Annotated in this window: 11 protein-coding genes; 6 read left to right on the top strand and 5 right to left on the bottom strand. The window is 63.4% G+C overall.

What is annotated here, in order from left to right; all coding sequences use genetic code 11:
• Window positions 1-245 precede the first annotated feature (245 nt).
• From CQ007_RS06905 to rpmE, 3 genes are all read right to left on the bottom strand, one after another.
• Window positions 246-1,508: a malic enzyme-like NAD(P)-binding protein gene (locus CQ007_RS06905; protein ID WP_105644466.1), complete on the bottom strand. Its 1,263-nt coding sequence runs from the start codon at window positions 1,506-1,508 to the stop codon at window positions 246-248.
• Between the two features lie 139 nt (window positions 1,509-1,647).
• Complete coding sequence (locus CQ007_RS06900; RefSeq protein WP_105644464.1) at window positions 1,648-2,421, bottom strand: thermonuclease family protein; 774 nt, start codon at window positions 2,419-2,421, stop codon at window positions 1,648-1,650.
• 17 nt (window positions 2,422-2,438) lie between these two features.
• On the bottom strand, window positions 2,439-2,654 hold the full coding sequence (gene rpmE, locus CQ007_RS06895; RefSeq protein ID WP_036991287.1) for a 50S ribosomal protein L31: 216 nt from the start codon (window positions 2,652-2,654) through the stop codon (window positions 2,439-2,441).
• Between the two features lie 226 nt (window positions 2,655-2,880).
• On the opposite strand from rpmE, the gene CQ007_RS06890 reads away from it, so the two are divergent.
• The 6 genes from CQ007_RS06890 (at window position 2,881) to CQ007_RS06865 (ending at window position 10,009) form a co-directional block, all read left to right on the top strand.
• A complete protein-coding gene (locus CQ007_RS06890) occupies window positions 2,881-5,097 on the top strand; it encodes a primosomal protein N' (protein WP_177424292.1) in 2,217 nt (738 codons plus the stop codon).
• A 122-nt stretch (window positions 5,098-5,219) separates the two neighbouring features.
• A complete protein-coding gene (gene argS / locus CQ007_RS06885) occupies window positions 5,220-6,965 on the top strand; it encodes an arginine--tRNA ligase (protein WP_105644460.1) in 1,746 nt (581 codons plus the stop codon).
• Window positions 6,966-6,970: 5 nt separating this feature from the next.
• Entirely contained in the window at window positions 6,971-7,561 is a 591-nt protein-coding gene (locus CQ007_RS06880; protein WP_105644458.1) for an SPOR domain-containing protein, read from the top strand.
• A gap of 154 nt (window positions 7,562-7,715) precedes the next feature.
• Window positions 7,716-8,246: an ATP-dependent protease subunit HslV gene (gene hslV, locus CQ007_RS06875; RefSeq protein WP_105644456.1), complete on the top strand. Its 531-nt coding sequence runs from the start codon at window positions 7,716-7,718 to the stop codon at window positions 8,244-8,246.
• Between the two features lie 20 nt (window positions 8,247-8,266).
• Window positions 8,267-9,607, top strand: coding sequence for an ATP-dependent protease ATPase subunit HslU (gene hslU, locus CQ007_RS06870; RefSeq protein ID WP_105644454.1), 1,341 nt, complete (start codon window positions 8,267-8,269; stop codon window positions 9,605-9,607).
• Between the two features lie 21 nt (window positions 9,608-9,628).
• Complete coding sequence (locus tag CQ007_RS06865) at window positions 9,629-10,009, top strand: gamma-butyrobetaine hydroxylase-like domain-containing protein (protein ID WP_105644453.1); 381 nt, start codon at window positions 9,629-9,631, stop codon at window positions 10,007-10,009.
• Between the two features lie 57 nt (window positions 10,010-10,066).
• Here the strand turns inward: CQ007_RS06865 and CQ007_RS06860 are convergent, their stop codons facing one another.
• Together CQ007_RS06860 and CQ007_RS06855 are read right to left on the bottom strand one after the other, a co-directional pair.
• Complete coding sequence (locus tag CQ007_RS06860) at window positions 10,067-10,762, bottom strand: phasin family protein (protein WP_105644452.1); 696 nt, start codon at window positions 10,760-10,762, stop codon at window positions 10,067-10,069.
• A 77-nt stretch (window positions 10,763-10,839) separates the two neighbouring features.
• On the bottom strand, window positions 10,840-11,115 hold the full coding sequence (locus CQ007_RS06855; protein ID WP_105644451.1) for a polyhydroxyalkanoic acid system family protein: 276 nt from the start codon (window positions 11,113-11,115) through the stop codon (window positions 10,840-10,842).
• Window positions 11,116-11,135 lie beyond the last annotated feature (20 nt).

The raw sequence follows: 11,135 nt of genomic DNA, 5'->3' as shown, positions 1-11,135 counted from the left end.
TCTCCGACCTGAAACCGTGCTGCCGTTCCGGGCCAGGGAGGCGCATTCTACAGGAGCCTAGCCCCTTGTCAACGCCTTCCTTTCAATCCGTTTTCACCGGCCTGTTCTGCCCGGACTGTCGTCCGAACCGCCCTGGCGGTGAAGAGGTGCGCATTATAGGCCTGCCAGATTTACCGTCAATACCTGTCGCAACATTTTTGTCATAAAAAACCCTGCTCGAAAGCAGGGTTCTGATCAGCACTACTTCAGAAGCAGTCTTCGACCGATTTCAGCGGGTAGTGCGCCGGGTACGGCAGTTGTGCAACACCGCTATCGACTGCGGCCTGGGCCACAGCAGCCGGCACCTTCTCGATCAGACGCACGTCCATCGGCTTGGGAATGATGTAGTCGCGACCAAACTCCAGGTTGATACCGCCGTAGGCTTCGGAAACGTAGTCCGGCACCGGCTCCTTGGCCAGTTCGCGGATGGCGTGCACCGCAGCCATCTTCATCTCTTCGTTGATACGTGTGGCACGCACATCCAGCGCACCACGGAAGATGAACGGGAAGCCAAGTACGTTGTTGACCTGGTTCGGGTAGTCGGAACGACCAGTGGCCATGATCACGTCGGGACGGGCAGCATGGGCCAGCTCGGGGCTGATCTCCGGATCCGGGTTGGAACAGGCGAATACCACGGGGTTTTCCGCCATCAGCTTCAGCTCGGCTGGTTGCAGCAGGTTCGGGCCGGACAGGCCGACAAACACGTCTGCGCCTTTCATCGCATCGGACAGGGTTCGCTTATCGGTTTCCGAAGCGAAGATCGCCTTGTACTCATTCAGATCGTCACGCCCGGCATGAATGACACCCTTGCGGTCGATCATGGAGATATTCTCGATGGCCGCACCCAGGCTGACCAGCAGCTTCATGCAGGCAACCGCGGCCGCACCGGCACCCAGACAGACGATCTTGGCGTCTTCCAGCTTCTTGTCGGCCAACTCCAGGGCATTGATCATGGCCGCCGCGGTGACGATGGCGGTGCCGTGCTGGTCGTCGTGGAATACCGGAATATCGCACTGCTCAATCAGCGCACGCTCGATCTCGAAGCACTCCGGCGCCTTGATATCTTCCAGGTTGATACCGCCAAAGGTGCAGGAAATGCGCTTGACGGTATCGATGAAGGCCTGCGGGCTTTCCGCCTCGACTTCGATATCGAAGACATCGACACCGGCAAAGCGCTTGAACAGCACACCCTTGCCTTCCATGACCGGCTTGGAGGCTATGGGCCCCAGATTGCCCAGACCCAGAATTGCGGTGCCATCGGAAATCACCGCCACCAGGTTGCCCTTGCCGGTGTATTTGAAGGCATTGTCCGGATCCTTGGCGATTTCACGCACAGGCTCTGCAACACCCGGACTGTAAGCCAGCGCCAGATCACGCGCAGTGGCAGTAGGCTTGGTCAGCTCGACGCTCAGCTTACCCGGACGCGGGTTGGCATGGTATTCGAGCGCATCAGTTCTCAGATCAGACATGATTACTTCTTCCGGTCAAGTGGCTTATTGCGAACGATCGAGAATACAGAAAAGCCCCACCCCTCACAAGATGATTCATGCCATCTTGCCAGCCGGCCAGTTGCAGCGATTCAAGGGCTTTTTCGGCGATTCGTTCCGATCATTCAAGATGGACCAGCCGCCATTCCAGCAGCGGCAGCATGAAACGCTTGTGCCCACGGCGAGACGACCCTCGATCCACCACCCAACCACGCACTTCCAGCTCCCGCCCGCGCCAGCTGGCAATGTCAGCGGCCCCGGGAAGGTCAACGGGCAGACGCAGCACCAGCGGCCCGTCCAGCTCCACCCAGGTGTGACGGCCGACCGTCTGTACCGTCACTATACGCCCACGAACCAGCTGGAAGCCGCCCTGGCTCACCTCGGACGCACGCTTGACCGGCACCTGCCGCCAGACACCCAGGCGCTGATGGCGTGCCTGCTGTTCCTGCCGCAGATGGCATTCCAGCAGCGCCAGATTGGGTGGAATGCCTACTGCAAAACCCAGCCCCCTGCTCAGCAGCTGCGCCTCTATATTGATACCCTGCGCATCGAACAGGTGCCCCAGGGTTCGGCCATAGCTGTCCCTGGCCTCCTGACCGACTACCAGACGCAGCCCGGCATCGCCGACCAACCGCTGCAATTCGGCCCTGGCCTTCTGCGCATAGGGTTCGGAAGGCGCACCACGGCGCCCGATTTCCGGCGTGTTGATACCGATCAACCGTACCCGCCGGCCATCGCCCAGCTCCAGCGTATCGCCATCGATGACACGACTGCTGACCACCTGTTCACCGACACCCGGCAGCGAGCAACTGTCGGCCAGCGTCGGCGTAGCCAGCAGCCAGGCAATAAAAAAGGCGCCCCAGAGGGGCGCCTTCTTCGAACCGGACAGTGCCATCAATGGCCTGCCTGATCTTACTTCTTGCTGCTGACAGCACCGAAACGCTGATTGAAGCGCTCGATACGGCCGCCGGTGTCGAGAACCTTCTGCTTGCCGGTGTAGAACGGGTGGCAGGCGGAGCAGACGTCCAGATAGATGCTTTTGCCCAGTGTGGAGCGAGTCTTGATGACATTGCCGCAACCACAGGTGGCTTCGATTTCTTCGTATGCAGGATGCAAATCAGCTTTCATGGGTGATTCCTCGGTTTTGTGTGCCGCCACCGGACCAACCTGATCAGGCACCGCACTGTGTGATTCTACCCGGCACCGAAACAATCGCATGGACCGGAAAATAGGCCGGCGATAATAACAGAATTCCGCCGCCACGCAAGCGTTACGGGTGTTCCCGCCAAGCGCTGCATATCCATTGCGGCGGATGCTAACATCAGCACTCAGCCAGACAAGGACACTCCCCGCCGTGCCAGCACCGATTCTCCAGGTTGCTCTGCCCTCCCCGCTGCGCCAGCTGTTCGATTATCGCGCACCGGCAAACGCACACCCGGACGAATTGCAGATCGGATTGCGGGTCAGGGTTCCCTTCGGCAATCGCGACCTGGTCGGCCTGATTGCCGCCATCACCGACCACTCCAGCGTTCCCGCAAACAAGCTCAAGCGCGCCAGCGAGTTGCTGGACCGCAGCCCCCTGCTACCCGACAGCCTCTGGCGTTTATGCGCCTGGACCGCCAACTATTACCAACACGGCCTGGGCGACACCCTGAGCAGCGCGCTGCCGGTGCTGCTGCGCCGTGGCGAGCCGGCGCTGGCGCGGCAGGATATGCTCTGGCAGCTGTTGCCCGGCGCCTATCCGGAGCATCCGGCGATCATTCGCGCACCGAAACAGAAGGAAGCGGTGCAGGCCCTGGCCAGGCATCCCCATGGCCTGTCCCACGCACTGATCAACCAGTGGGGCCTGACCCGCGACGCCCTGGAAGCACTCGAACGCAAGGGGCTGGTGCAGCGCATCAGCCAGTCGCCGCATCATGTCAGCGAGCCGCAACCTCTATTAAAGGAGCCGCCGCTGCAGCCCAACGCCGAGCAACAGACGGCACTGGATACCATTCTCGCCGCCGATGGCTTCCACGCCTGGCTGCTGGAAGGGGTAACTGGCAGCGGCAAGACCGAAATCTACCTGCAGGCCATTGAGCACTGCCTGCAGCAACAACGCCAGGCCCTGGTACTGATCCCCGAGATCGGCCTGACGCCGCAGACGCTGGAGCGCTTCCGCCGCCGCTTCAATGTGCCAGTGGTGATCCTGCACTCGGGCCTGAACGATCGCGAACGCCTGGATGCCTGGATTGCCGCCCGCGATGGTGAAGCAAGCATCGTCATAGGCACGCGCTCGGCCATTTTCACCCCGCTGGCACGCCCCGGCCTGATCATCGTCGACGAAGAGCATGACCTGTCCTATAAACAGCAGGATGGCCTGCGCTACAACGCACGGGATCTGGCGGTATATCGCGCGCATCTGGAGCAGGTCGGCATCATTCTGGGCTCAGCCACGCCGTCCTTCGAAAGCCTGCACAACGTACAGCGCGGGCGCTATCAACGCCTGCGCCTGACCCAGCGCGCCGGCAATGCCAGCCCGCCGCGCTTCCAATGCCTGGATATCCGCAGCCGGCCACTGGAAGGCGGCATGTCGCGCCCGCTGATCCAGTTGATGGGCGAGCACCTGCGCCAGGGTAATCAGGTACTGGTCTTCATCAATAGGCGCGGCTTCGCACCGACGTTGATGTGCCACGACTGCGGCTGGATGGCCGAGTGCCGGCGCTGCGATGCACGCATGACCCTGCACCAGTCGCCAGCGCAGTTGCACTGTCACCACTGCGGCAGTCAGCGCAGTGTCGACCGCAGTTGCCCGAAATGCCAGAGCCAGGACCTGCGGCCGCTCGGCGCCGGTACCGAGCGCACCGAGGAACATCTGCTCAGCTGCTTTCCGGACTTCCCCGTGCTGCGTATCGATCGTGACACCATGGCCCGCAAACAGGCCATGCAGAGCATGCTGGCTCGCATCCAGAGCGGCGAGCCGTGCCTGCTGGTCGGCACGCAGATGCTCGCCAAGGGGCACCACTTTCCCGATGTCACCCTGGTGGCCATCCTGGATGCCGATGGCGGCCTGTTCTCCACTGATTTCCGCGGCCCCGAACGCATGGCGCAGCAGATCATCCAGGTGGCCGGGCGCGCCGGGCGCGCGGACAAACCCGGCCAGGTAATGATCCAGACCCATATGGCCGAGCATCAACTGCTGCTGGATCTGACCGAGCATGACTATAGCCATTTCGCCGAGCGCGAACTGGCCGCACGCCAAGCTGCCCAACTGCCGCCCTACAGCTTCATGGCCCTGTTGCGTGCCGAATCCAACGCCACGGCGCAGACCAACCAGTTTCTCGACGCCGCCAGCGAACTGGCCGAACAACTGGCTGCCGACAACGGGCTCAGCGGCGTCGAACTACTCGGCCCGGTGCCCTCACCGATGGAGCGCCGCGCCGGGCGTCATCGCGCGCAACTGCTGGTCATGTCCGCCCAGCGCTCATCCCTGCATCAACTGCTGTACCTGTGGTTGCCGACACTGGAACAGCACCCGCTGGCCCGCCGCGTACGCTGGTCGATCGACGTGGATCCGCTGGACATGTTCTGACCTGCAGGACTGCTGCCTGCGCACCGCAACCGCCCCCTTCGGGCAGACGGATTTGGCAAGCGGACAGTTAAGTCGGATAATGCCGGGTTTTCCACAGGCCCTTGCCGGAACCCTCATTACCCATGAAAAACCTGATCAGCCAGTTGCTCGCCAGCGCCATCAGCACCCTGCAGACCCGCGGCGTGCTGCCCAGCGATATCAGCCCCAACATCCAGGTGGAGACCGCCCGCGACAAGAGCCACGGCGACTTCGCCAGCAACCTGGCGATGACCCTGGCCAAGCCCGCCGGCATGAAGCCCCGCGACCTGGCCGAGCAGATCATCGCCGCCCTGCCGCCGAGCGACGCCGTAGCGCAGGTGAGCATTGCCGGCCCCGGCTTCATCAACTTCTTCCAGGACCGCGACTGGCTGGCCGCCCAGCTACAGCAGGCGCTGGATGATCCGCAACTGAATGTCCCTGCAGCCGATCCTGCGCAACGCGTGGTGGTGGACTATTCCTCCCCCAACCTGGCCAAGGAAATGCACGTCGGCCACTTGCGCTCGACCATCATCGGCGATGCCATCGCGCGGGTGCTGGAGTTCCTCGGCCATACGGTGATCCGCCAGAACCACGTCGGCGACTGGGGCACCCAGTTCGGCATGCTGCTGGCCTATCTGGAAGAGAACCGCGTCGCCGCCGAGGCCGAGCTGGGCGACCTGGAGAACTTCTACCGCCAGGCCAAGAAGCGTTTCGACGACAGCCCCGAGTTCGCCGACCGCGCCCGTCAGCGTGTGGTGCAATTGCAGGCAGGCGACCCCGAGTGCCTGGCACTGTGGCACCGCTTCAACAGTATTTCCCTCGGTCACTGTCAGGCCGTCTACGACCGTCTCGGCGTCAGCCTGACGCCCGCCGATGTGCGCGGCGAAAGCGCCTACAACGATCAGCTCGCCGATGTGGTCGACAGCCTGCAACAGACCGGACTGCTGACCGAAAGCGAAGGTGCGCGCTGCGTGTTCCTCGATGAGTTCAGAAACAGTGAAGACAACCCCCTGCCGGTGATCGTGCAGAAGGCCGGCGGTGGCTACCTGTACGCCACCACCGACCTGGCCGCGATGCGCTACCGCCACCAGGTATTGCACGCCGACCGGGTGTTGTATTTCGTCGACCAGCGCCAGGCCCTGCATTTCCAGCAGGTGTTCGCGGTGGCGCGCAAGGCCGGTTTCGTACCGACGGAGATGCAGCTCGAGCACATGGGCTTCGGCACCATGAATGGCGCCGACGGCAAGCCGTTCAAGACCCGTGACGGCGGCACCGTGAAACTGGTCGACCTGCTCGAGGAAGCCGAGCAGCGCGCCTATGACCTGGTCAAGCAGAAGAACCCCGAGCTCGGCAGTGACGAGCTGCAGCAGATCGCCCGGGCAGTGGGCATCGGCGCGGTCAAGTATGCCGACCTGTCCAAGCACCGCAGCAGCGACTACAACTTCAACTTCGAGCAGATGCTCAGTTTCGAGGGCAACACCGCACCCTACCTGATGTACGCCTATACCCGGGTGGCCAGCGTGTTCCGCAAGATCGATCGCGACATGACACACCTGGATGACCTGGCACCGCTGGTGCTGCAGGAAGAGCCGGAAATCGACCTGGCCGCCCACCTGGCCCAGTTCGGCAACCTGCTGCAGTACGTCGCCCGGGAAGGCACCCCGCATTCGCTGTGTCATTATCTGTACGAGCTGGCCGGGCGCTTTTCCAGCTTCTATGAGAACTGCCCGATCCTGGCAGCGGCGGAGCCGGCCCAGCGGGACAGCCGTCTGCGTCTGGCGGCCCTGACTGGACGCACCCTGCGCCAAGGCCTTAACCTGCTCGGCATCACTACTCTGGAGCGCATGTAAGTCGCATGGCTAAAGCACGCAAAGCCCCCCGCCGCGGCGCCAGCCGCGCCCGGCCGAAGACCAGCCGACGTGTTCCCGCCTGGCTGATCGCCGTATGCGGAGCGGTGGTCGGCCTGTTCATCGCCTTTCTGTTCACCCTGGAGCCGGGCCGCGACAGCGTCAAGCGCGAGACCGTCACGCCCCAACCGGTCACCCCGGCGCCGGCCAAGCCCAAGGAGCAGAACCCCAGCTATGACTTCTACACCCTGCTGCCCGAGTCGGAAGTGGTAACGCCCAGATCCCGCCCGGAACCGCCACCACCGCCACCGCCGGCGGCCAAGCCACCGACGACCACCGCCAAGGCCGAGCCAACCACCCGCTACTATCTGCAGGCCGGCTCGTTCCGCCAGCGCAGCGAAGCGGACCGGGTACGGGCGCAGATCCTGCTGATGGGGCTGGATGCCCGCCTGGAAGATGCCAAACTGGCCAACGGTGAAGTCTGGCATCGAGTCCAGGTTGGCCCCTTTGCCGACCAGGCCAAGCTGACCCAGGCCGAGCAGACCCTGGCTGGCAACGGTTTCAACAACCTGCTCCGGCAACAGCGCAGCACTCCCTGACGGCAACCATACGCACTGACGGCAGCCAGCCGTCGGTGCACGCGCCCGGCTCCGCGCCGGCATCTTGAATTTCCCCTCCCCCATCCCCAGATAACAGCAACGACAGCGCGCACGCCGTGCTGCCCGCTATCAGAACAGCCAACAGGAGCTGCGCGTGACTACAATCGTTTCAGTACGCCGCCACGGCAAAGTAGTAATCGGTGGTGATGGCCAGGTCTCGCTGGGCAACACCGTCATGAAAGGCAATGCCCGCAAGGTCCGCCGCCTGTACCATGACCAGGTGATTGCCGGGTTCGCCGGCGGCACCGCCGATGCCTTCACCCTGTTCGAACATTTCGAAGCCCAGCTGGAAAAGCACCAGGGACATCTGGTCCGCGCCGCCGTGGAGATGGCTAAGGAATGGCGCACCGACCGCACCCTGCGTCGCCTCGAAGCACTACTGGCAGTAGCCAACAAGGAGGCCTCGCTGATCATCACCGGCAACGGCGATGTACTCGAGCCCGAAGAGGGCCTGATCGCCATCGGCTCCGGCGGCCCCTACGCCCAGTCGGCCGCCCGCGCCCTGTTGCGGCATACCGACCTGTCAGCCCGCGAGATCGTCGAATCCAGCCTCGGCATCGCCGGCGAGATCTGCATCTACACCAACCAGAATCAGACCATCGAGGAGCTGGACGCCAATACCTGAAGCGTCCGGAAGCAAACCACATGTCCATGACACCCCGCGAAATCGTCCATGAACTGGACCGTCACATCATTGGCCAGCAGGATGCCAAGCGCGCCGTGGCCATCGCCCTGCGCAACCGCTGGCGGCGCCAGCAGCTGCCCGAGGCGCTGCGCCATGAGGTGACGCCGAAGAATATCCTGATGATCGGTCCTACCGGCGTCGGCAAGACCGAAATCGCCCGCCGCCTGGCACGCCTGGCGCAGGCACCCTTCATCAAGGTCGAAGCCACCAAGTTTACCGAGGTGGGCTATGTCGGCCGCGATGTCGAGTCCATCATCCGCGACCTGGTCGATGCGGCATTGAAGATGCTCCGACAACAGGAGATCGCCAAGATGGGGCACCGTGCCGAGGATGCCGCCGAAGAGCGCATCCTCGACGCCCTGCTGCCGCCACCACGCCAGGGCACCAGCGATCAGCCGGCACGCGAGGACAACAGCACTCGCCAGCTGTTCCGCAAGCGCCTGCGCGAAGGCCAACTGGATGACAAGGAAATCGACATCGAAGTGGCCGACACGCCAACGGGCGTGGAAATCATGGCGCCGCCCGGCATGGAAGAGATGACCAGCCAGTTGCAGAACATGTTCTCCAGCTTCGGCAAGAACAAGCGCAAGACCCGCAAGCTCAAGGTCAGCGAAGCCTTCAAGCTGATTCGCGACGAGGAGGCGGCACGCCTGGTCAATGAGGAAGACCTGAAAGGCCGTGCCATCGAAGCGGTGGAGCAGAACGGTATCGTGTTCCTCGACGAGATCGACAAGGTCAGCAAGCGCGCCAACAGCGGCAGCGGTGCCGATGTCTCCCGAGAGGGTGTGCAGCGTGATCTGCTGCCGCTGATCGAAGGCTGCACGGTGAATACCAAGTTCGGCATGGTACGCACCGATCATATCCTGTTCATCGCCTCGGGCGCCTTCCACCTGACCAAGCCGTCGGACCTGATTCCGGAACTGCAGGGCCGCCTGCCGATTCGCGTCGAGCTCCAGTCGTTGTCGCCGGAGGACTTCAAGCGCATCCTGACCGAACCGGATGCCTCGCTCACCGAGCAGTACCGGGCCTTGCTGCAGACCGAGGGCCTGGAGCTGGAGTTCGCCGATGACGCCATCGTCCGCCTGGCCGAGATCGCCTGGCAGGTCAACGAGAAGACCGAGAACATCGGTGCCCGTCGCCTGCATACCGTGCTCGAACGTCTGCTGGAGGAAGTGTCGTTCAGCGCTGCGGATCTGGCATCCAAGCAGAACGGCGAGACGCTGGTGATCGATGCCGCCTACGTGGACCAGCATCTGGGCGAGCTGGCGGTCAACGAAGACCTGTCACGCTATATTCTGTAAACGACAACCCATAGGCCCGCCATGACCAGTCCAGTACCGAGCAAGATCAAGCTGCACAAGGCCTCCCGCATGCTGGAGCTGCAGTATGCCGATGGCCGCCGCTTCAGCCTGCCGGCAGAGTTCCTGCGCGTGCACTCCCCTTCGGCGGAGGTCCAGGGTCATGGCCGGCCGGTGCGGCAGACCGGCAAGCAGAATGTGGCGCTGGTCGGTGTCGAGCCGGCCGGCAACTATGCGCTCAAGCTGATATTCGATGATGGCCACGACAGCGGCCTGTTCAGTTGGGATTATCTATACCAGTTGGGCGAGCACCAGGAGCCACTGTGGCAGGAGTACCTGGAGCAGTTGCGCGCCGCCGGGGCCAGCCGCGATCCGGATGAGTCGGTGGTACGGATCATGCTCTAAGCGCAATCATCAGCAGACTTGCAACGCCCGCCGGAGCGATCCGGCGGGCGTTGTCGCTTACAGCTCCGGCGGGGTCCCGGGCGTGGCCTGGGTTGCCGGCGCTGGCGCCGACTGGCCGCGGGTCGCGGCCTTGGGTGCAGTGCTGCGGCGCCGGGCAGTGGTCTTGACCGCAGGCGTCGCTGCGCTCTTGGCCTGGGCCGCGGCACCACCGGCTTTCGGCTTGGCAGCCGGTTTGGTGGCTTTGCTGGCAGCAGGTTTGGCAGCAGCAGGGGCAGACTTGGCGGCGGGCTTGCTCGCCGTCGATGTCCGGGCCGCGCGCGCCGGCTTGGCCGCAGCGGCAGGCGCAGCAGACAACTGCTCCAGTGCCTTGGTCAGCTCATCAACCCGCGCTGCCAGCGCCTGCAGCTCGGCCTGACGGGCCAACCCCAGCCGCTCGACGGTGCTGGCCATGCGCTTGTCGAACATCTCCTCCAGCCCACCGAGCTTGTCGCTCATCTTGCTGCGGGCCTTGTCCACCTTGGCCCGCGCCGCTTCCAGAGAGTCCTTCTTGCCACGAGTACCCTTTCGACCAGCATCCGTCCTGGCCGCCTTCTCAGCCTCTTCGCCGTCGCGAATCAGCGCCTCGAACAACTTGCCGCCTTCCTTGCCAACCCGGGTATAGGCGCCGAGGCCGGCCAGCCAGATCTGCCGGGAATAGCCTTCCAGCCCGTCAATCCAGTTGTCCTTCTCGTCCCGTTTCTTCTTGTCCGCCATGAGCAACTCCTCGATGACCCGCTGTAGATGAGAAGCTCCAGCTTAGCAGAGTTCGTTGACCGCGCTATTGCGACAGATCAAGCCAGGTATCGGTTCAGCGCCTTCTCGATTTCGCCCTTGACCATGCCGGCCATCGGCGTGAGCATCATGCCCAGCTTGACCGCAACCCGTACGCTGTCCTCGCCGACCAGGATGCTGCCGTCCACACCGCTGCGCTTGAAGGTCAGCTCGTCATCCTGCCAACTGCACTGGGCGTCCAGCTTGGACGCCAGTTTATCTGCCATCTGCTGGGCACGCTCCTTCGCCGCGTCCTTGCCCAGGGAGTGCTCACGGGTGATCTCTACAGTTGCCATCTCTATCCCTTCCGCTGAAA

This window comes from Pseudomonas sp. MYb185 (genome assembly GCF_002979975.1).
Lineage (GTDB): Bacteria > Pseudomonadota > Gammaproteobacteria > Pseudomonadales > Pseudomonadaceae > Halopseudomonas.
Note: the sequence above shows the minus strand (reverse complement) of the source record. Positions and strands in the feature narration are given on the sequence as shown.

Excerpts from the sequence above, each read along its gene's own strand:
- CQ007_RS06905 (WP_105644466.1), bottom strand. The coding sequence starts at position 1,508 with ATGTCTGATCTGAGAACTGATGCGCTCGAATACCATGCCAACCCGCGT.
- CQ007_RS06900 (WP_105644464.1), bottom strand. The coding sequence starts at position 2,421 with ATGGCACTGTCCGGTTCGAAGAAGGCGCCCCTCTGGGGCGCCTTTTTT.
- rpmE (WP_036991287.1), bottom strand. The coding sequence starts at position 2,654 with ATGAAAGCTGATTTGCATCCTGCATACGAAGAAATCGAAGCCACCTGT.
- argS (WP_105644460.1), top strand. The coding sequence starts at position 5,220 with ATGAAAAACCTGATCAGCCAGTTGCTCGCCAGCGCCATCAGCACCCTG.
- CQ007_RS06880 (WP_105644458.1), top strand. The coding sequence starts at position 6,971 with ATGGCTAAAGCACGCAAAGCCCCCCGCCGCGGCGCCAGCCGCGCCCGG.
- hslU (WP_105644454.1), top strand. The coding sequence starts at position 8,267 with ATGTCCATGACACCCCGCGAAATCGTCCATGAACTGGACCGTCACATC.
- CQ007_RS06865 (WP_105644453.1), top strand. The coding sequence starts at position 9,629 with ATGACCAGTCCAGTACCGAGCAAGATCAAGCTGCACAAGGCCTCCCGC.
- CQ007_RS06860 (WP_105644452.1), bottom strand. The coding sequence starts at position 10,762 with ATGGCGGACAAGAAGAAACGGGACGAGAAGGACAACTGGATTGACGGG.
- CQ007_RS06855 (WP_105644451.1), bottom strand. The coding sequence starts at position 11,115 with ATGGCAACTGTAGAGATCACCCGTGAGCACTCCCTGGGCAAGGACGCG.